The organism is Mesorhizobium ciceri biovar biserrulae (genome assembly GCF_001618845.1).
Lineage (GTDB): Bacteria > Pseudomonadota > Alphaproteobacteria > Rhizobiales > Rhizobiaceae > Mesorhizobium > Mesorhizobium ciceri.
The window spans coordinates 2,518,594-2,539,217 of sequence record NZ_CP015064.1; the positions used below are offsets into that span (position 1 = coordinate 2,518,594).

16 protein-coding genes are annotated in these 20,624 nt (G+C 63.0%); 8 read left to right on the forward strand and 8 right to left on the reverse strand.

All coding sequences use genetic code 11. The features are described 5' to 3' along the window. Positions 1 to 121 precede the first annotated feature (121 nt). Genes A4R29_RS11460 through A4R29_RS11470 form a run of 3 tightly spaced genes read right to left on the reverse strand, consistent with a single transcriptional unit; the run spans position 122 to position 3,129 of the window. Positions 122 to 1,162, reverse strand: coding sequence for a sugar ABC transporter substrate-binding protein (locus A4R29_RS11460; RefSeq protein ID WP_027162389.1), 1,041 nt, complete (start codon positions 1,160 to 1,162; stop codon positions 122 to 124). Between the two features lie 39 nt (positions 1,163 to 1,201). Then, complete coding sequence (locus tag A4R29_RS11465; protein WP_013532175.1) at positions 1,202 to 1,966, reverse strand: ATP-binding cassette domain-containing protein; 765 nt, start codon at positions 1,964 to 1,966, stop codon at positions 1,202 to 1,204. After that, on the reverse strand, positions 1,963 to 3,129 hold the full coding sequence (locus tag A4R29_RS11470; protein ID WP_063167798.1) for an ROK family transcriptional regulator: 1,167 nt from the start codon (positions 3,127 to 3,129) through the stop codon (positions 1,963 to 1,965). Before A4R29_RS11470 ends, A4R29_RS11465 begins: the two co-directional genes overlap by 4 nt. A 222-nt stretch (positions 3,130 to 3,351) precedes the next feature. Here A4R29_RS11470 and A4R29_RS11475 point away from each other — a divergent pair, with 222 nt between their 5' ends. Beyond that, positions 3,352 to 4,530, forward strand: a complete 1,179-nt coding sequence (locus tag A4R29_RS11475; protein WP_024504582.1) for a M24 family metallopeptidase — start codon at positions 3,352 to 3,354, stop codon at positions 4,528 to 4,530. Beyond that, positions 4,517 to 5,758: a M20 metallopeptidase family protein gene (locus A4R29_RS11480; RefSeq protein WP_063171952.1), complete on the forward strand. Its 1,242-nt coding sequence runs from the start codon at positions 4,517 to 4,519 to the stop codon at positions 5,756 to 5,758. Before A4R29_RS11475 ends, A4R29_RS11480 begins: the two co-directional genes overlap by 14 nt. A gap of 36 nt (positions 5,759 to 5,794) precedes the next feature. On the opposite strand, the gene A4R29_RS11485 is transcribed toward A4R29_RS11480, so the two are convergent. Both A4R29_RS11485 and A4R29_RS11490 read right to left on the reverse strand, forming a co-directional pair. Beyond that, the gene (locus tag A4R29_RS11485; protein ID WP_063171953.1) at positions 5,795 to 7,099 is read right to left on the reverse strand and encodes a M23 family metallopeptidase; all 1,305 of its coding nucleotides are present in this window, start codon (positions 7,097 to 7,099) and stop codon (positions 5,795 to 5,797) included. A 150-nt stretch (positions 7,100 to 7,249) separates the two neighbouring features. Next, positions 7,250 to 7,717 carry a peroxiredoxin gene (locus A4R29_RS11490; RefSeq protein ID WP_023810305.1) on the reverse strand — a complete coding sequence of 156 codons (468 nt, stop codon included), beginning with the start codon at positions 7,715 to 7,717 and terminating at the stop codon, positions 7,250 to 7,252. A 95-nt stretch (positions 7,718 to 7,812) separates the two neighbouring features. Between A4R29_RS11490 and A4R29_RS11495 the strand changes: the two genes are divergently transcribed. Beyond that, on the forward strand, positions 7,813 to 11,187 hold the full coding sequence (locus A4R29_RS11495) for a DUF3971 domain-containing protein (RefSeq protein WP_027162384.1): 3,375 nt from the start codon (positions 7,813 to 7,815) through the stop codon (positions 11,185 to 11,187). 6 nt (positions 11,188 to 11,193) lie between these two features. Here A4R29_RS11495 and tyrS read toward each other — a convergent pair whose 3' ends face one another. Then, positions 11,194 to 12,447 (reverse strand): tyrosine--tRNA ligase, encoded by a 1,254-nt coding sequence (gene tyrS / locus A4R29_RS11500; RefSeq protein ID WP_063171954.1) that lies wholly within the window; start codon positions 12,445 to 12,447, stop codon positions 11,194 to 11,196. 344 nt (positions 12,448 to 12,791) lie between these two features. On the opposite strand from tyrS, the gene A4R29_RS11505 reads away from it, so the two are divergent. Together A4R29_RS11505 and A4R29_RS11510 are read left to right on the forward strand one after the other, a co-directional pair. After that, the gene (locus tag A4R29_RS11505; RefSeq protein WP_063171955.1) at positions 12,792 to 14,435 is read left to right on the forward strand and encodes an ArnT family glycosyltransferase; all 1,644 of its coding nucleotides are present in this window, start codon (positions 12,792 to 12,794) and stop codon (positions 14,433 to 14,435) included. A gap of 45 nt (positions 14,436 to 14,480) precedes the next feature. Beyond that, a complete protein-coding gene (locus A4R29_RS11510; RefSeq protein WP_063171956.1) occupies positions 14,481 to 15,311 on the forward strand; it encodes a phosphatase PAP2 family protein in 831 nt (276 codons plus the stop codon). Positions 15,312 to 15,322: 11 nt separating this feature from the next. Here A4R29_RS11510 and A4R29_RS11515 read toward each other — a convergent pair whose 3' ends face one another. Continuing rightward, positions 15,323 to 15,973, reverse strand: coding sequence for an FMN-binding negative transcriptional regulator (locus tag A4R29_RS11515; RefSeq protein ID WP_013532164.1), 651 nt, complete (start codon positions 15,971 to 15,973; stop codon positions 15,323 to 15,325). Between the two features lie 21 nt (positions 15,974 to 15,994). Beyond that, positions 15,995 to 16,669 (reverse strand): alpha/beta hydrolase, encoded by a 675-nt coding sequence (locus A4R29_RS11520; protein WP_013532163.1) that lies wholly within the window; start codon positions 16,667 to 16,669, stop codon positions 15,995 to 15,997. Positions 16,670 to 16,905: 236 nt separating this feature from the next. Here A4R29_RS11520 and A4R29_RS11525 point away from each other — a divergent pair, with 236 nt between their 5' ends. The 3 genes from A4R29_RS11525 (at position 16,906) to sufC (ending at position 20,612) form a co-directional block, all read left to right on the forward strand. Continuing rightward, positions 16,906 to 18,069: a cysteine desulfurase family protein gene (locus tag A4R29_RS11525; protein ID WP_063171957.1), complete on the forward strand. Its 1,164-nt coding sequence runs from the start codon at positions 16,906 to 16,908 to the stop codon at positions 18,067 to 18,069. 242 nt (positions 18,070 to 18,311) lie between these two features. Continuing rightward, positions 18,312 to 19,829: a Fe-S cluster assembly protein SufB gene (sufB, locus tag A4R29_RS11530; protein ID WP_013532161.1), complete on the forward strand. Its 1,518-nt coding sequence runs from the start codon at positions 18,312 to 18,314 to the stop codon at positions 19,827 to 19,829. Positions 19,830 to 19,856: 27 nt separating this feature from the next. Continuing rightward, entirely contained in the window at positions 19,857 to 20,612 is a 756-nt protein-coding gene (gene sufC, locus A4R29_RS11535; RefSeq protein ID WP_023810312.1) for a Fe-S cluster assembly ATPase SufC, read from the forward strand. The last annotated feature ends 12 nt before the right edge of the window (positions 20,613 to 20,624 follow it).

The window sequence follows — 20,624 nt, forward strand, 5'->3', positions numbered from 1 at the left end:
CGAAATCAACTCGATTCCGTCGGGTTCAGGCGCGGATTCAAATTCGCCACGGCATCCTTTCGGACGCGGCGTTGTGAAAAAGCAGGCTCCGGGCCGCTACGGCCCGGAGCGCTTCAGATGACTATTCCACCGACTTGACGGTGTCCGTCGGCGGCTTCTGGTTGCCCCAGAAGGCCGGATTATCGACGTTTTCCTTGGTGATCGCGGCACCGGGGATCTTGATGTTCGGACCCCAGGATTCCTTGGTCACGGTCGATTTCAGGCCGAGCACGTCGTATTCGCCGGGCTTGATTTCCTGCTTCTTGACGATCTTGTCCATGAACATGGCGACAGCCGCGGCCTGCGCGTAAAGCGGCTGCTCGATTTCGGCGTTGAGCCAGCCCTTGCGGATCAGGTCGAGGCCGACCGGAGCGCCGTTCGAGCTCATCAGCATGACGTCGCCCGGCTTCTTGCCGGCCGCCTCGAGCGAGGCGACGGCGGCGACCGATAGGTGCGCGGCATGGCTGAAGATCAGGTCGATGTCGGGATTGGCCAGCATCTGGTCGGCAACGATTGTGCCGGCATTGCTGGCTTCCCATTGCATGGCCGGAAGCGAGATGATCTTGACGTCCGGAAAAGCCTTCATCTTCTCCTCAAAACCCTTCTGGATGTCGAGCGTGTAGGGATCGCCGGGGTCGCCGAGCACCTGCAGAACCTTGCCCTTCACCGAGCCGTTCTTGGCTTTCAGCAGCTTCTCGGCCTGATCCGCGGCGACGTAGCCGATCTCGACCGTTCCGGCGACAGAGGTGAAGTCGGACGGGGTCGAGGTGATCTGGCGGTCGAACTCGACCACCGGGATGCCGGCGGCGCGTGCGGCTTCGATGGACGGTTTCAGCGCATTGAAGTCGACTGCAGCCAGGATGATGGCCGCCGGCTTCAGCGCGATGACATCGTTCATCTGCGATTGCTGGGCGTCGGTCTTGTTGTCGGCGTTCAGCGTCTTCATCTCGTAGCCGGTCTGCTTCAGGAACAGTTCCAGCGCGCTCACCGAGCCGGTCTGGAACTCGTCCAGCAGGGTCGGCACCATATAGTAGACGATACCCTTGGACTGGGCGAATGCCGGCGTGAGCGTGGCAAAGGCCAGTGCAAGGATACCGAAGACAGCAAGAAGTATTCGCTTCATGTCGTTCGCTCCTCTTAAGCCGGACCCCTCTTTTGTCCCTCAGCCTGTCGGTCCGGCGCCGGCAAGCGTCTCACCGGTGATCATGTTGATCACCGCGTCGGGACTTGTTTTATTGCGTGCGACATCGCCGGCCACGACGCCTTGGCGGATCACCACGATCCGGTCGGCGACCTGAAAAGCCTGCTGCATGATATGGGTGATGATGACGACGCCGATGCCCTGGTTCGCCACCTGGCGGATCATGTCGAGACCGCGCCGCGTCTGTTCGACACCGAGGGCGGCGAATGGTTCGTCGAGCAGCACCAGCTTGCCGCCCCAGTGCACGAAGCGGTTGAGTTCGATGGCTTGCCGCTGGCCGCCCGAAAGATGCTCGACATTGGCGCGCAGCGAGGGAATGCGGGTGCCGGCATTGGCCAGCGCCTTTCCGACGACGGCTTCCATGGCGCGCTCGTCGAGCACGGGAATGCCGAGAAACTTGCGGGTGATCTCGCGGCCCATGAAGAAATTGGCGACCACGTCGACATTGGTGCACAGCGAGAGATCCTGGTAGACGGTCTCGATGCCGGCCGCCTTGGCCTCGGCCGGTGATTTGGCGAGGAATTCCTTGCCCTCGAACAGCATGCGGCCCGATGTCGGCTCCAGTCCGCCTGATATGATCTTCACCAGTGTCGATTTGCCGGCGCCGTTGTCGCCCAGCAGCGCCACGACCTCGCCCTTGCCGATCGAGAAGCTGATCCCCTTGAGCGCTTCGATCGCGCCATAGTTCTTGGTGACGTTGTCGAGCACCAGCAGGGGTTCACTCATGCCGCAATCTCCCTGCCTTTGAGAAGGTCGCGCTCGCGTTCGCGTTCGGCCGCGAACATCTGCCCGAAGCGAGGTGACAGAACCCCGGAAACCGCCAGGGCGGCGGCGCCGCGCAGCACGGAATGCTGTCCGCCGCGCGCGACCACGACCCTGGGCGTCGTGCGGTCCTTGCGGGCCGAGACGGAGTTGTGCAGGCCCGCGGCCGAACCAGCCAGCATTTCGAGCAGGTCGGTGGACGCCAGCCCGCCGAGGATGACCGTCTCCGGGTCGAACAGGTTCTCGATGACGGCGACGGCGTTGTGAAAGATCGGTGCGACTTCGGCCACCCAGTCCGCCTCGCTGCCGTTCCAGCGCCGGAGCGCCTCGAGCGACAAATATCTTTCGAGGCAGCCGCTGTTGCCGCAAGGGCAGGCTTCGCCGCCGGGAATGACGGGAATGTGTCCGATCTCGCCGGCATTTCCCCAGGCGCCGCGCAAGGCGCTGCCGTCATGAACCATGACGCCGCCAAGGCCGACGCCGAAATAGAGATAGTAGTATTCGGAAAACTGGGCGCCGAGGCCATAGAGGCGCTCGCCCATGGCGGCCGCGGCCATATCGGTTTCAAAGAAGGCCGGCAATCCGGTGGAGGCCGCCAGCCGTTCGCGCAGCGCCACATCCTTCCAGCCGGTCATGGTGGTCGGCCCCACGAAACTCATGGACTCCACGTCGAAGGGGCCGGGCAGGGCCATGCCGACGCCCAGCACCCGTCCGCCAGCCCGCAGTCTGGTCAATTCCACCACCATCGCCCCGATCAACTCGAAGGCGCGGTCCGGCGTCGCGTTCGGCGCTTCGCGGTAGATGCTCTCGATCACGTCGCCGCTCAGATTGATTAAGGCGGCGCTGATACCAAGCGGAGTGATGTGGATACCCACGGCATAGCCGCCCTCGGGGTTGATCCGGAGCGTCGCCGGCGGCAGGCCGCGCCCCCTCGGCTCTTCGCGCAGCGACAGGATGTAGTCCTGATCTTCCAGTTCGCGAACGATGGTCGATACCGTCTGGACGGTGAGGCCGACGCGCCGGGCGATCTCGCCGCGCGCGATCGGCCCGTGCAGGCGGATGGACTCAAGCACGATGCGCCGGTTGTATGGCCGCCCGAACTCCTGATTGGTCCCCCGCAGTGCCATGCCTTGCGCCCCTTAGGAGAGGATAGCTTGGCACCGCTTATTTATTCAGTCAAATGGAATTCAAAAATAAATGATAGTGAAACACAAATCTTGGGAAGGCCGGGTATGGACGTACCCGGTTCAGGACCTGCCCACACGCCGCCCTGGCCGATTGCCGCCATGGCGGAACCTCTTCAATGGTGAGCGAACCCGCGACCGTTGATGACAAAGCATGGAGCAAAGATGATCGAATTGCCGTTTGCCCGCGACGAGTACCGACAGCGGCTTCGCAAGATCCGCACCGAGATGGCCAAGCGCGGTCTCGAGCTTCTTGTCGTCAACGACGTTGCCAACCAGCATTACATCACCGGCTATGACGGCTGGTCGTTCTACACGCCGCAAATGGTGCTGGTTCCAATCGAGGAGGTCGAGCCGGTCTGGATCGGGCGCGCCATGGATGCGGCCGGCGGTCTTCTGACAGCCTGGATGAAACCGGAAAACGTGGTCGGCTTTCCGGAAGACCATGTCCAGCGAGGCGATCGCCATCCCATGGACTGGATTGCGAACTGGATTGTCGCCAAGAGCTGGGGGAGTCGCCGTATCGGCATCGAACTCGAAGCCTATTATTTCTCCCCCAAGGCGCACGCCCGGCTTGTCGCCGGACTTCCCAATGCAAAATGGCACGATGCCGACCTGCTGGTGAACTGGATCCGGGCGGTCAAATCGGCGCCGGAGATCGCCTATTTGCGCAAGGCATCGACGCTCGCCGAAGCTGCCGTCACGCGAGCCTTCGAGGTGATCGCGCCGGGCGTTCGCGAATGCGACGCCATCGCCGCCATCCAGGCGGCGCAGATCGCGGGCAGCCCGGATTTTGCCGGCGACATCACAGCGCTTCCGCCGACAATCCTCGGTGGCGAGAATGCCTCGGCGCCGCACATCATGTGGAGCGACAGGCGGTTCGGAGAAAACGAGACGATTGCGCTGGAACTTGCCGGCGTTTGCCGCCGCTATGCCGCCGGCCTCGCCAGGACCATGCAGCTTGGCAAGACGCCGACAAATGTCTCGGATACCGCCAAAGCGGTGATCGAGGGCATGGACGCGGTGCTCAACGCGGTCAGGCCGGGAACGACTGCCGAAGCGGTCGAAGCTGCCTGGCGCAAGGTCATCCAGCGTTATGGACTGAAGAAGGAATCGCGCATCGGCTACTCCATCGGCGTCGCCTATCCGCCGGATTGGGGCGAACACACGATCAGCCTCAGACCGGGCGACAAGACGGTGCTTGAACCGGGCAACGTCGTTCATTCCATCCTTGGCATGTGGATGGACGGCTGGGGCATCGAGGTCAGCGAGACCATCCTGGTCACCGAAACCGGCCACGAGACCCTGACGAAGTTCCCGCGAGAGATCCATGTCAAATCCTGAGGGTTCGGCCACGGCGGGTGGTGTTGTGAAAACCGTGACGACCGATATCGACGCCGGAATTCTCGACCGGATGATCGAGGTCCGTCGCCATCTGCACCGCAATCCCGAGCTTTCGAACCAGGAGGCCGGCACGCAGCGTTACCTCAGGCAGATGCTGGTGGATCAGGGAATCGTCGACATTCGCGACGTCGCCGGCTTTGGCCTTGCGGTCGATATTGTCGGCGCCGGCAGGCCGTCAAATCGAAAGATCGCCATTCGTGCCGACATCGATGCCTTGCCGATCGAGGAGGAGTCCGGTGTCGATTATGCATCGACGAATCCAGGTGTGATGCATGCCTGCGGTCACGACGCCCATGCATCGATGGCTTTCGCGGTGGCCGCGCATCTTCACCAGTCGCGGGACAGTTTTGGCGGTACCGTTCGCCTGATCTTCCAGCCGGCGGAGGAGGACGAACCGTCGGGCGGCAAGCGGGTGGTGGAAGAGGGGCTTCTCGACGACATCGACGCCGCCATCTGCGTCCACGTCGATCCGTACACACCGACCGGCAAGATCGCCGTCGGCTCCGGTCCCTACACTCTGGCCTGTGACACGTTCGATGTGGCCGTCATCGGCTCGGCGGCACACGCGGCAAAACCGCATGAAGGTGTCGATGCGTTGGCCGTGGCTTGCTCCCTGGTGAGCGAATTGCAGAAGATCGTTTCACGCGAGACCGATCCGTACGATCCGCTGGTGATTTCCGTCACGGCCATCAATGGCGGCAACGCATATAATGTCACCGCCGGCAGGGTCATGTTGAAAGGCACCATCCGCAGCGGCAGCGATGCAACCCGCGAGCGGGCCTGGCACCGCGTTCGTACGATAGCCGCGGGTATGGCGACGAGCCACGGCGCGCGTGTCGAGGTCGACATCCACAAGGGCGAACCCGGCGTCGTCAACGATGTCGAGATGACAGAGCTGATTGCCGCCAGCGCCAAGGCCTGCATCGGTGCCGACAGCGTCCTCAACACGCCCGGATGGACGATCGCGGACGACTTTGGCTACTACAGCGAGAAACGTCCTTCGGTCTATTTTCGGCTGGGAATCCGGAACGAGGAGATCGGATCGGTCTTTCCGCTCCATCACGCCCGGTTTCGTGTCGACGAGGCCGCGTTGAAGGTCGGCGCGACCACCTTGGTTGCGGCAGCGACGGCGTTTCTGTCGACGGGAGCGCCTGAGCAGCCATCATGACGATCATCGGCGCATGGGGCAGGAGCCTGGGATCGCTTACAGATACTGGGCGACCTTCTTGCCGACCGTGAGGAAGCGCAAGGGATCGATCGCTTCGCCATTGTGGCGGACTTCGTAGTGCAGATGCGGGCCGGTCGAGCGGCCGCTGCTACCGGTCTTGCCGATGACGGCGCCGGCGTCCAGTTTCTCGCCGACGGTCACGTCGATCTCGCTGAGATGCCCGTAACGTGTCGCAAAACCATTGCCGTGGTCGACTTCAACCATGCGGCCATAGCCGCCGTTCCAGCCGGCCTTGGTGACGGTGCCAGGCGCCGTGACTTTTGCGGCCATGCCGATCGGCGCCCTGAAATCCATGCCGGAATGCAGGGCGGCGGTGCCAAGGAGAGGGTCGGTGCGCACGCCGAACGGGCTGGTGACGGAGTGACCCGGAGCCGGATTGGTCAGCGGCAGCTGGCGCGCTTCTTTCTTGAGATGGTCGAGCGCGTCCAGCGCTTCGTCCAGCTCCTTGACCTTGCTGTCGAACATCATCGAACTGTCGAGCGGGATCAGCGGTCCGCCGACGTCGCTGTCGCCCTTGCCGAAGTCGCTGTCGACGGGCAGTCCGGCCGCCTCGAGCGCCTGGGTGATGGCATCGGCGCTCTTATAGGCATTGTCGGCAAGCGTGCTGATGCGGGTCAGTTGATCGCTCTCGATGGATTTCAACGACTGGTTGATCGAGACGAAGAGCTTGTCGGCACGATCGGCGGCTGAATCATTGGGCAGCGGATCGGAGCGGGTTGACCACAGCGAGAACGGCCTTGTGTCGCCGGCGCCGAGATCGGCGCTCAGGCTGGCGACCGCATAATTCCGCGCGGGCTCCTTGATGCTGCCGGTCGCTTCGGCGCGTTTGTCCGGCTTCGCAGCCGCTGCCGGATCTTCGGCCGGCGCTGCGCCGACTTCGCTCTCGGCGCGTTCGAGCAGCGGACCAAGGCGGCCATGACGCTGGCTCAACTGGCTCTGGCGTTCAAGCAGTTCGCTGACCTTGGTTTCCATCAGCTGCTGGTCGAGCAACTGGCGGCTGGTGATGCGGTCGACCTGGGCGCGAAGCGCCGAAATGCGATCTTCATAGGCTTGCTGCATGCGCGCCTGACGCGCCGTTGTGGCGCCGATCAAATCGTCGCGCAGCACGAGATAGGAGGTGGCCATGAGGTAGCCGACGGCAATGGCGGCCAGCGCCGAGCCGATAAAGGCCGCCAGCCACGGTCGGATCGTAAAATGCCTGATCTCGTTGCCCCGGGCGATGATGACCGTATGGGGCTCCTTACGCTTGCCGAAGACTGCGGACTGACCGGTTGCGTTCACGGGACCAAGCTTTCGTTTACGACACCACGACAGCTTGATTACACATTATTAGGGTTAACAAAGGCTTGCAGCGATAGCTTGCTCACAGCGATTGCCCGCCAGGCGTGCGTAAGGTTGCAAGGGAACCTGGGCCAGCCTCGCCGGCAAACCTCAAAGCGCTCGAACGGCCTCGAGTACCTCTTCGGCATGGCCTTTGACGCGGACCTTGCGCCAAATCCTGGCGATCCGTCCGTCGCGGCCGATCAGGAAGGTCGCGCGCTCGACGCCCATATACTTGCGGCCATACATCGATTTCTCGACCCACAGATGGTAAGCCTCGATCACTTTGCGCTCCTCGTCGGCGGCGAGGTCGATGGTGAGATTGTATTTCGACTTGAACTTGTCGTGCTTCTTGACGGGGTCGGGCGACAGGCCGATCACCACGGCGCCGGCCTTCTCGAACTCTGGCTTCAACTGCGAGAAGCTGATCGCCTCCTGCGTGCAGCTTGTTGTGTCGTCCTGCGGATAGAAATAGAGCACGATGGGCTTGCCGGACGATGCGGCAAGGCTGACCGATCCGCCGCCGTCCCGCGGCAGGTCAAATTGCGGCGCGAGATCGCCTACGTCGAGGTCAGCCATACCGATGCCCTTGTTTGAGGTTACGCGCGAAGCCACACCGATATAGTGTCGGACGGGGATTCGTCCACGATCGAGTTCGTACAACGGAAAATTGCGTGGATCAGGAGCGACCGCAGCACGAGAAGATCCGGTTCAGGCGTGATGAGATCACCGACCTGGGGACCTTTCCGTCCGCCTGCCGTGTGCCGCCGCTTGGTCAGGCGTCGATCGGACGCGGTTTTCGCATCCTGTCGCGACTGTTCGCCGGTCTGGTCGCTTTCGTGCTGCTGGCCGCCGTGCTCGTTTATCTGGTTGGCGCCTCCGGCATCGGAGCCGACCGGCTTCGCGCCGAGGCGGAAACGGCGCTTGAGAAACTGGCGGGCGTCGATGTCAATGTCGCGGTCGGGCCTGCCCGCATCACGCTCGACGGTTCGAGTTTCATCGCGCTTCAGGTCAGCGACGTCAGCTTGAAGACATCAGACGGCAAGCCGATGGCCGATGCCGGCCGCGTGCGCTTCGGCGTGCGTCTGTTCCCGCTGCTGTGGGGAGATGTGCGGCTGACCAGCGCCAGGATCTCGGATGCCCGCATCGTCGTGGCGGCGATGCCGTCAGGCGGCGACTGGACCGCCGGCCTGCGCAATGCGGACGGCCTCATCGACCCGGAGAAGCTGTCCGCCGCGGTGTTCGGAAACATCAACCACGCACTCGATGCCGTGCGGGAGGATTCGCTGCGACGCATCGATCTTCGCAATGTCGAATTCGTGCTGCCCGAAACCGGAGCGATCAAGCTCGTCAAGATCACCGACGCCACCGTCGTGCAGTCGGGACCGGGCGGCATGCAGTTTTCCTCGAAGGCAGACATCGACGGCAGGACGCTTACGGTTGCCGCTACCGCCACCCGTGATATCGCGGCGCACCGGGTCACGGCGCTGGATGCGAGCGTCGATCTGGCCGACACCGGCGCGGCCGCTGCCGGCAAGTTGGGACCCGTCGCGTTGAAGCTGACGGGATCGGAAGGGTTCGGCGTGAACGCATCGCGGCTGACGGCCGCTTTGTCATCGACGGGCTCTGTCCTCGATCTCGGCACGCGAGGATTGCTGGCGGCGGACGTCGATATCAATGCGACGCTGGTTGCTGGCAGCAACAAGGTCCAGGTCGACAGATTGCTGCTGAAGACCGGCCGCTCGACATTCGATTTCGCCGGTTCGATCGGGCCGAAGCCGGCAAGCGGAGCGGTGGGTGAAGAGCCCTCCTATCGCTACGACCTGACCAGCGACGGATCGTCGCTTGCGCCTTCGGAGTCGCCCGAGCCGGCGCTCACCTTCCTCGCCCGGATCGCCGGTGTCTACAACACGGTGAGCCACAAACTGGTCGCAGAGCAGATCGCGCTTCGGTCCGCCGGCTCCGGCGAGGTGCTTGGCACCGCCGCCGTGGCGTTCGTCGACGGCAAAGTGCCGGGGATCAATCTGGCGTTCAACATCCACGACATGCAGGTCTCTCACGTCAAGCAGCTATGGCCGTGGTTTTCGGCGCGCAATGCCCGGCTCTGGGTGCTGGCCAATCTGTTCGGCGGCCGTGTCGTCGACGCCAACCTTCAGTTCCAGGTGGTGCCGGGCCGGCTCGGCAACGGCGTGCCGCTTTCGGCCGATGAGGTGTTCGGCCGCTTCCAGATCGAGGGATCGCGATTCGACACCGCCGGCCGCATCCCGCCGATACGCGACGCGGTCGGCGTCGTCGGTTTCCACGGCAACGATGTCGATATCTCGCTCTCCTCGGGCACCGTCTACATGCCCAGCGGCCGCACCGTGGCGGCCAGCAACGGCACGCTGACGGTCAAGGCGGCGAACCGCCCGCCGGTCGTCGGCGCGCTCGACATCGATGTCGACGGCGACGCATCCGCCGTTGCCGAACTCGCATCCTACGAGCCGATCAACGCCATGCGCCATGTCGGCATTCTGCCGGAGGACCTGTCGGGCAGCGTCACCGGTCACGTCAAGGCGGATATTCCGCTGCAGTCCGGCGTCGACTCCTCGAAGCTCGATTGGCTGGTGTCGCTCGACTACACCGGCATGTCCCTGGCCAAGCCCTTCGAAGGACAGGTCGTGACGGATGCCGACGGTTCGATCACGGTCGACCCCGAGAAGGCGGTGATCTCCGCCAAGGCGTTGCTGAACGGCATTCCGGCCGAACTCGATCTGATCGAGCCGCTCAGGGATGAGGGGCCGGCGCGCAGCCGCAAGGTGGCCCTGGTGCTCGACGACAAGATCCGCGCCGCCGCCATGCCCGGCCTGAAGCCGCTGCTTGCCGGAACTGTGAAGGTGGCGATCGACAAGAACGGCAGCGGCGACCAGAACGTCTCGGCCGACCTGACCAACGCCAGGCTGGACATTCCCTGGGCGGGCTGGAGCAAGGGGGCGGGGGTGCCCGCCAACGTCACCTTCGTCATGACCAAGTCCGGCGACACCACGACGCTGTCCGATTTCAATCTCGACGGAAAGACGTTCTCCGTCGACGGCAGCATCGTGCTGGTCAATGGCGCCTTGTCGTCGGCGCGGTTCAGCAAGGTCACCTTGAACAGGGGCGACGACGTTGCCGTATCGGTGAAGCGGTCCGGCAAGGGCTATGCGGTCGACATATCGGGCAACGCGCTCGACGCCCGCTCGCTCATCAAGCAGTTCACCTCCGACGTCGACACGGCTACCAAGACCACCGGTTCCGATGCCATTTCCGTCAGCGCCGATGTCGACCGGCTGACCGGTTTCCACGACGAGCAATTGTCCAATCTGAAGCTCGACTACAGCGCGGCCGGCTCGCGGGTGAACGGGCTGAAGGTCAGCGCCACGGCCAGTTCAGGTGCGGCCATATCGATCAGCAACACGACCGGCGCCGGCCGGCGCACGCTCAACATGCAGTCCGCGGACGCCGGCGCCATCCTGAGATTCCTCAACATCTACGAACATATGGAAGGCGGCGTGATCACGCTCGCACTGGCCGGGCCGAGCGACGGATCGCTCAAGGGCAAGGTCGACACCAGCAATTTTTTCGTCGTCAACGAACCGAAGCTCGCCTCCATCGTCTCGACCACGCCGGCCGGCGACAACCGCAGCCTCAACCAGGCGGTCAAGGGCAAGCTGGACACGTCGCGGGTGAAGTTCGAACGCGGCTACGCCGAGATCGACAAGGGCAGCGGCTATCTGAAACTGGCCAATGGCGTGCTGCGCGGACCGCGCATCGGCACCACGTTCCAGGGGACGCTCTACGACCAGAACAACAACATGGACATGACCGGCACGTTCATGCCGGTCTATGGCCTCAATCGCATCTTCGGCGAATTGCCCATCGTTGGCGCGCTGCTCGGCAATGGCCGCGACCGTGGCCTGATCGGCGTCACCTACCGGCTCAAAGGCAACGCCAACAAGCCGTTGCTGGACATCAATCCGCTGTCGGTGATCGCGCCCGGAATATTCAGGTCGATTTTTGAGTATCGGTGACCGAGTTCAAATCGGCCGTATCAGAATGTGTTTTTTCTTTCCCAAGGAAAGCTTTACGACGTTCTCCGGACTCAAATCCTGAGGGGTCACCAGCCGGCGCTCGTCGCTCACCGGCTCGTCGTTCAGGCGCACGGCGCCGCCCTGCACATGCCGCCGCGCTTCGCCGTTCGACGCCGCCAGTCCGGCGGTGACCAGCAGCGACAGGATGCCGACGCCGGTTTCGAGCGCTGTCCTGTCGACCTCGACGGTCGGCAGCGACTCCGCGAGCGCGCCTTCCTCGAACGTCTTGCGCGCCGTATCGCTGGCTTGCTCGGCGGCCGCGCGGCCGTGCAGCAGGGCGGTGATCTCGGTGGCGAGGATCTTCTTGGCCTCATTGATCTCGGATCCGCCGAGCCGCTCGAGCCGCGCCACTTCGTCCAGCGGCAGCGTCGTGTAGAGCTTCAGGAAGCGGGCGACGTCGGCATCCTCGGTGTTGCGCCAGTACTGCCAGAATTCGTAGGGGCTCAGCATCTCCGCGTCGAGCCAGACCGCGCCCGAAGCCGACTTGCCCATCTTGGCGCCCGACGAGGTGGTGAGCAGCGGCGTGGTCAGTGCATAGAGCTGCGCGTCCTCCATGCGGCGGCCGAGATCGATGCCGTTGATGATGTTGCCCCACTGGTCGGAGCCGCCCATCTGCAGGCGGCAGCCGAGACGCTTGTAGAGCTCGACGAAATCATAGGCCTGCAGGATCATGTAGTTGAATTCGAGGAACGACAGCGACTGCTCGCGATCGAGCCGCAGCTTGACGGAATCGAACGCCAGCATGCGGTTGACGGAAAAGTGACGACCGACATCGCGCAGGAAATTGACGTAGTTGATCTCCATCAGCCAATCGGCGTTGTTGACCATGATGGCGTCGTTGGGACCGCTGCCGAATTTGAGGTAGGGCATGAAGTTGCGGCGGATACCGGCAAGATTGTCTTCGATGTCCTGCGGGGTCAAAAGCTTGCGCGCCTCATCCTTGAACGACGGGTCGCCGATCATCGAGGTGCCGCCGCCCATCAGCGCGATCGGCCGATGACCGGTCTGCTGCAGCCAGTGCAGCATCATGATCTGGATCAGCGAGCCGGCGTGCAGGCTCTTGGCGGTCGCGTCGAAGCCGATATAGGCTGTCACCGTCTCCTTGGCGAAGATATTGTCGAGACCGGCATCATCCGAAGTCTGGTGGATGAAACCGCGCTCGCTCATCGTGCGCAGGAAATCCGATTTGAAGGCAGGCATTTTTTCTATTCCCGAAAGCGTCCGGCCGCTGTGGCTCAGGCGTGCATGAACGCGGGCGTTTAGCATCCAAGCGCGATCAGCAAAAGTGGTTTCCGGTTTTGCGACTGATCGCGCGCCAGACAAAGGTCCAGCGATCAGCAAAAGTGGTTTCCGGTTTTGCGACTGATCGCGCCAGACAAAGGTCCAGCATCAGCAAAAGTGCTTTCCGGTTTTGCAGCCCGCGCGGATGGCGTTTGCGAATCCTTGCTTCGTCGTTTGGGCTGGCGTATTGAGGCGCCGCGCAGGGCAGGGCCTGAGGCGCCGCGACGGGGCCATCCCGCAGATCAGATCCGGAAAGCTCCGCGATGAACAGGAACTATCTCTTTCTCTTTCTGTTCAGCGTGCTGATGACGTTCAGCGGACTGGCGAGCCTTCCACCCATCGACCGCGACGAATCCCGTTTTGTCCAGGCCACCAAGCAGATGGTCGAAACCTCCGACTATGTCGACATCCGTTTTCAGGATGCCTCGCGCTACAAGAAGCCGATCGGCATCTACTGGCTGCAATCGGCGGCCGTGGCGCTGAGCGGCGAGGGGGCGGCGGCGCCGATCTGGGTCTACCGCCTCGTCTCCATGCTTGGCATTGCCTTGGCCGTCGTCGGCATCGCCTGGACGGGCACCAAGCTGTTCGGGGCCAATGCCGGTCTCGCCGCCGGTCTGATGATGGCGGCGATCTTCGCCACCGCCTTCGAGGGCCGTGACGCCAAGACCGACGCCATGCTGCTGGCCTGCTGCGTGGCGGCGCAAGGCGCGCTCGCCCAGATTTATCTGGCAGCGCGCCGCAACGAACCGGTAGCCGCCCATCTGCCGTGGATTTTCTGGGCCGCTCAAGGACTTGGAATCCTTATCAAGGGGCCGGTGGCTCCGCTGTTGTCGGTGCTCACGGTCGCCGCCCTGTTTGCCTTCGAGCGCGACTGGCGCTGGCTCCTGAAGCTGAAGCTCGTGCGCGGTGTCGCTCTGGTGGTGCTCATCGTGTTGCCCTGGGTCGCCCTCATCACCTGGAAGAGCGGCGGCGCCTTTCTCAACGATGCCGTCGGCAAGGACATGATGGCCAAGGTGGCCTCGGGCGAGGAATCGCACGGCCTGCCGCCCGGTTTCTACATGCTGACCTATTCCTTGTTCATGTGGCCGTTCGGCCTGATCGCGGTCGGCGCCGGGCTGCAGGCCCTCAACCGTCTGCGCGACGATCCCCGGCTGCGTTTCTGCCTCGCCTGGTACATTCCGTTCTGGCTGGTGTTCGAGCTGATCCCGACCAAGCTGCCGCACTATGTCCTGCCGGCCTATCCCGGCATGGCGCTGCTGATCGGCTGGCTGCTGACATTGTCGCCGCAGGAGGCCAATGCGCCGCTCAGGCGCTGGCAGGACTGGTTGTGGTGGTCGACCGCATTCGGTCTTGCCGTGGTCAGCCTTGGCCTGGCGGCGGTCTGCGTCGGAGCGCCGATCTATCTCACCGGCTCCTTTTCCTGGTGGAGCATCCCCGCCGCCGCGGCGGCGCTGGCGGCAGGGTATTTCGCTTTTTCGCGACAGCTGCAAGTGCCGCTCTCCCGCATCGGCGCCATCGCGGTCTGCGCCGGCATCACCTATGGGCTGTTGTTCGGCGTCATCGCGCCTTCGCTGAAGCCGATCTGGCTGAGCCCGGCGATCGAGGCGGCAGTCCAGGCCAACAGGCCTTGCGACACCACGGTGCTCGCCTCAGCGGAATATCACGAGCCGAGCCTGGTGTTCCTGGTCGGCACCAAGACGGTCCTGACCGATGTCGATGGCGTCGCCAAGCATCTGCTCGGCGATCCGGCCTGCGCGCTGGCGCTGGCACAAATCGGCGACGAGCAGAAGCTGAATGGCCTGTTGGAGGCGCAAGGCAAGTCGGCGAGCCGCGTTGCCGAGGTCGACGGCCTCAACTATTCGTCGGGAGACAAACTGTCGCTCGGCCTCTATCGTGTAACCCAGTGACGGCTCGCCGATGCCCATGACGGCAACAATGGGGTCGAATTTCCTATGCTGGTGAAATCACGCCCGCCCGTTTCGAGCCTGCTCCTTGGCATAGGGCGCCGGTCGCTCGACAACTTTCGCGATACGATGCAGATCGCCAAAAGCCGCCTTGCCACCCGGCCGGCCAGATACCCGAATATTTTGTGGTCGGTCTGGGTGCTGGTCTGGGTCTTGCTGACCGCGGCGGCATTTGTTCGTCTCGACACTCCGGCCGGAATGCTTCACGGCAAGTGGTCGGCGGGATTTGCCCGGACTGCCGACTTTTTCACCCAGTTCGGCCTGGGAGGCTGGTATATCATTCCCTCAGTGCTTCTGCTTGTCGCCGCGAACCTGACGGATTGGCGAAGCCTGTCGCGGCGCTCGCTGATGCTGCTCTACAACTGGACCTGCCTGGCTTTTCTGGTGCTGTGCGCCACCGGCCTGTCGGGGATCGCCGTCAATGTGCTGAAATATGCCATTGGCCGGGCTCGCCCGCTGTATTACGAGGACTTTGGCGTGCTGACCCTGCACCCCTTCGCTTTCGATGCGCGCTTCGCCGGCTTTCCGTCCGGCCATGGTACGACAATGGGCGCGGTTTTCGGGGTCGCTTTGCTGTTGTTTCCGCGGCGATGGTACATCGCCCTGGCGATCACCGCCTGCATCGCCTCGACCCGTATCTTCGTTGGCGCGCACTATCCCAGCGACACCGTCGCCGGCTTCGGCCTTGGCTGCGGTTTCGCGCTTGCCTGCGGGCTGGTCTTTGCCCGGCTCGGCTTCATCTTCCGGCCGACGCCGTCGGGACTGCCGGTCCGCAAGAGAACGTTTCGGCTGATCGGACCGACAAGGAAGGCTGCCTGAGCATTCGAAGTTCAGTTGCCGTCCAGTCCGCCATAGGATCTGACCAGGTCGGCCATGCCGGGCGATTGGTGGTCTTCGCTTTCGAGCCCCTGTGCAACGCCGACGCGATCGGCGACCGGCCGGTTCTGGCTGACCTTCCACTTGCCGTGGATTTCGCTGATCTCGATTTCCAGCCCGATAATGCCCTTGATCTGCGACTGGATGAAGGGCTCCGGCGCATCGGTCACCGCCCAGGGCGCGGCGCGGGCGCCTTCCTGGGAGACGGTCAGATCGGCGATCTGCTGCGCCAGCCAGTCCTGATCATCCATCACCTTGACGGTGCCGCGAACCTGCACGATGGCATAATTCCAGGTCGGCACCACCTTGCCGGTCTCGCGCTTGGTCTCGTACCAGGACGGCGTCACATAGGCATCGCTGCCCTGGAAGACGATCAGTACGGTTGACGCCGGATTGTCGGCCAACAGGCGCCATTGCGGGTTGGCCCGCGCCAGATGGGCGCGCAGCCTGCCGTTCGGCCCGATTTCCGCGTCGAGCAGGAACGGGATGGCGTTGGCGACCGGCCCATCGGGCCCGTTGGAAATCAACAGGCCCAGCGGATGCGTCCGGATCAGCCCGTGCAGGATTTCCGGCCGCGTTTCCCTGAAATGAGGAGGTTCGTACATCGCCGTCCCTGCTTTCTTTGCTTATCTCAGCCGCTTCGGCCGCGGATCCGACAATTCGCCGGCCAGCCGGCGGTCGAGATAGTCGGCGCATTCCTCGAGCAGCAGGTCGGCATCGTTGGAGAAGAAATGGTTGGCGCCGGGCAACGTCTTTTGGGTGATGGTGATGCCCTTCTGCGTGTGCAGCTTGTCGACCAGGCCCTGCACATCCTTCGGCGGCGCCACCTTGTCGGCATCGCCATGGATGATCAGGCCCGATGACGGGCAGGGCGCCAGGAACGAGAAATCATAGGTGTTGGGCTGCGGCGCGATCGAGATGAAGCCTTCGATCTCGGGCCGGCGCATCAGAAGCTGCATGCCGATCCAGGATCCGAACGAGTAGCCGGCGACCCAGCAGCTCTTGGAATCGGGATGCAGCGACTGCACCCAATCCAGCGCCGCAGCGGCATCCGACAACTCGCCGGTGCCGTGGTCGAATTCGCCCTGACTGCGGCCGATGCCGCGGAAATTGAAGCGAAGCGTGGTGAAATCCCGCTTCTGGAACATGTAGAAGAGGTCGTAGACGATCTTGTTGTTCATCGTGCCGCCGAATTGCGGGTGCGGGTGCAGGACGATGGCAATCGGCGCGCTCTTTTCCTTGGAAGGCTGGTAGCGACCTTCCAGGCGGCCGGCAGGACCGGTGAAAATGACCTCAGGCATAAAATACTCCACTAGGTAATACGAATGCGCGGTGCCTGGAACGTTTCCTCTGGCCTTGACGCAGGGCGAGCGTCTTCTTAGAAGCTAGTTTAGAATTGTTCAAAACTGAGTGGCAAGACATCGAGCCCGGCCACCCGCGCCGCAAGCCGCGTAAATAGGACGGCTCGCCTTGGAATTTCAAGGAAATAACGCCATACGACGGCGGAATGGCTTCTGACGGGACTTGACGGACGAAAATGGCCGCAAAACGCGCCTATCTCGACTACAATGCCAGTGCGCCGCTGCTTGCCGCGGCCCGCGAAGCTATGGTCGCGGCGCTCGATGTCGCCGCCAATCCGTCATCGGTTCACGCCGAGGGGCGGGCGGCCCGCCGTCTGATCGAGACCGCAAGGCGTGACGTGGCGGCGCTCGTCAACGCCAAGCCCGAGCACGTCGTGTTCACCTCCGGTGCCACGGAAGCAGCCTCGACGCTGCTGTCACCCGACTGGCAGATGGGGCGCGGCACGGTGCGCATGAGCCGGCTTTACGTGTCGGAGGCCGATCATCCCTGCCTGTTGAACGGCGGACATTTCCCGTCAGCGCAGGTAAACCGGATCGGCGTCGACGCCAACGGTATCGCCGATCTCGACGCTTTGGCGGCAGCGCTCAGTGGTCATGACAAGAGCGAAGGCCTGCCGCTGGTTGCCATCCACGCCGCCAACAACGAGACCGGCGTCATCCAGCCGATCGATCGCATCGCCGGGATCGTCAAGGCGGCGGGCGGCATCCTCATGGTCGACGCCGTGCAGGCCGCCGGGCGTGTTTCGATCGATATGTCAGCGGGTTACGCCGATTACCTGATTCTGTCCTCGCATAAGATCGGCGGCCCCAAGGGCGTTGGCGCCATCGTCGCCGCTTCCGACCTGATGATGCCGAAGCCTCTGATCAATGGCGGTGGCCAGGAAAAGGGCCATCGCGGCGGCACCGAAAACCTCGCGGCCATTGCCGGCTTTGGCGCCGCCGCACGCGAAGCCCTGGCCGGGTTGCCGGCCATAGATGCGGTGCGCCGGCGCCGCGACGAGATCGAGGCCATCGTGAAAACGCTGGTGCCGGACGCGGAAATCTTCGGAACCGGTGCGCCAAGGCTTGCCAATACGGCATTCTTCGCTATTGCGGGCGTCAAAGCCGAAACCGCGCAGATCGCCTTCGACCTGGCCGGTGTAGCGCTGTCGGCCGGCTCTGCCTGTTCGTCGGGCAAGGTCGGACCGAGCCATGTGCTGAAAGCCATGGGATACGGTGACAGCCTTGGCGCCTTGCGCGTGTCGATCGGTCCGGCGACGGGCGCGGAAGACATCGAGTTGTTTCGCGTTGCGCTGACGGGAATCGCCGCGCGTCGGGCGGATAGAGAAAAAGCCGCGTGAGCGGTTGGGGCATCGGACCGAAAAGCACGTAGCGATTTTCGGGAAAATCCGATGCTTGACGAAAATGATTTGGGCCATTCGGCCTGGTAGAGCCGTGCGTTTCATGCTGGCCGGGTGAATTTCCGGTCGAAGCGCACTATATGAAACTTACGCTGCCGCAAGCGCCTTTTTGGGGTTCGTTTTGGCGGTGCCATAGTTTGAAAACTGTCGGGCCTTGACCCCGGCGTGGATGGAGAACGCATATGCCTGCTGTGCAGGACACGATCGATCGGGTCCGAAAGATCGACGTCGACCAATACAAATATGGATTCCAGACCGAAATCGCGATGGATAAGGCCCCCAAAGGCCTCAGCGAAGACATTATCCGTTTCATTTCGGCCAAGAAGGACGAACCGTCCTGGATGCTGGAATGGCGTCTGGAAGCCTATCGCCGTTGGCTGACGCTTGACGAGCCGACCTGGGCGCGCGTCCACTATCCCAAGATCGATTTCCAGGACATCTACTTCTACGCGGCGCCCAAGAGCACGCCCGGCCCGACCTCGCTCAGCGATGTCGATCCCGAACTCTTGAAGGTCTACGAGAAGCTGGGTATTCCGCTGCGCGAGCAGGAAATCCTCGCCGGCGTGCAGAAGACCGACGCCTCGGAACTCGAGGAAGTCAGCGACAATGTCTACAAATCGGGCCGCGTCGCCGTCGACGCCGTGTTCGATTCCGTTTCCGTCGTCACCACCTTCAAGAAGGAGCTGGCGCAGGCCGGCGTCATCTTCTGCTCGATCTCGGAAGCCATCCGCGAGCATCCCGAACTGGTGAAGAAGTATCTCGGCTCGGTTGTGCCGACCTCCGATAATTATTACGCCACGCTGAATTCGGCCGTGTTCACCGACGGCTCGTTCGTCTTCGTGCCCAAGGGCGTGCGCTGCCCGATGGAGCTGTCGACCTATTTCCGCATGAACGAGAAGAACACCGGCCAGTTCGAGCGCACGCTGATCATCGCCGAGGAGGGGGCTTACGTCTCCTATCTCGAAGGCTGCACGGCGCCGCAGCGCGATGAGAACCAGCTGCATGCTGCCGTCGTCGAACTGGTGGCGCTCGACGATGCCGAGATCAAATATTCGACGGTGCAGAACTGGTATCCCGGCGACGCCGAGGGCAAGGGCGGTATCTACAATTTCGTCACCAAGCGCGGCGACTGCCGTGGCGATCGCTCGAAGATCTCGTGGACGCAGGTCGAGACCGGCTCGGCGATCACCTGGAAATATCCGAGCTGCATCCTGCGCGGCGACGATTCCTCGGGCGAGTTCTATTCGATCGCTGTCTCGAACGGTTATCAGCAGGTCGACAGCGGCACCAAGATGATCCACCTCGGCAAGAACACGTCGAGCCGCATCATCTCCAAGGGCATCGCCGCCGGCTTCTCGCAGAACACCTATCGCGGCCAGGTCTCGGCGCACCGCAAGGCGACCAACGCCCGCAACTTCACCAACTGCGATTCCCTGCTGATCGGCGACCAGTGCGGCGCGCACACCGTGCCCTACATGGAAGCCAAGAATTCGACGGCGCAGTTCGAGCACGAAGCGACCACGTCGAAGATTTCCGAGGACCAGAAGTTCTACGTCATGCAGCGCGGTATCCCTGAAGAGGAAGCGATCGCGCTGATCGTCAACGGCTTCGTCAAGGACGTCATCCAGCAACTGCCGATGGAATTCGCCGTCGAGGCGCAGAAGCTGATCGGTATCTCGCTTGAGGGCTCGGTCGGCTGACCGGACAGATATTCAGGAAACGAAAAAATGCTTGAAATCAGAAACCTGCACGCCCGCATCGTCGATGACGGCACCGAAATCATCCGCGGTCTGAACCTGACGGTGAAAGCCGGCGAGGTCGCCGCGATCATGGGGCCGAACGGCTCGGGCAAATCGACGCTGTCCTACATCCTCGCCGGCCGCGAGGACTATGAGGTGACCGAAGGCGACATCCTCTACAACGGCCAGTCGATCCTCGAAATGGATCCGGCCGAGCGCGCCACGTCAGGCATTTTCCTCGCCTTCCAGTATCCGATGGAGATACCGGGCGTCGCCACCATGGAATTCCTGAAGGTGGCGATGAACGAGCAACGCAAGGCGCGTGGCGAGGAGCCGCTGAAGATCCCGGAATTTTTGAAGCGCGTGAAGGAAGCCGCCGCCTCGCTCAGCATGGACATGGCGATGCTCAAGCGGCCGCTCAATGTCGGCTTCTCCGGTGGCGAGAAGAAGCGGGCAGAGATCCTGCAGATGAAGCTGCTGGAGCCGAAATTGTGCGTGCTCGACGAAACCGATTCCGGGCTCGACATCGATGCGCTGAAGATCGTTTCCGATGGCGTCAACGCGCTGCGCGCGCCGGACCGGGCGTTCCTGGTCATCACCCATTACCAGCGCCTGCTTGAGCACATCGTGCCCGACACCGTGCATGTGCTCTACAAGGGGCAGGTCATCAAGTCGGGCGACAAGTCGCTGGCGCTCGACCTGGAAGCCAACGGCTACGCCGGCGTGATCGGCGAAGCAGCGTGAGATGCCAGAGGG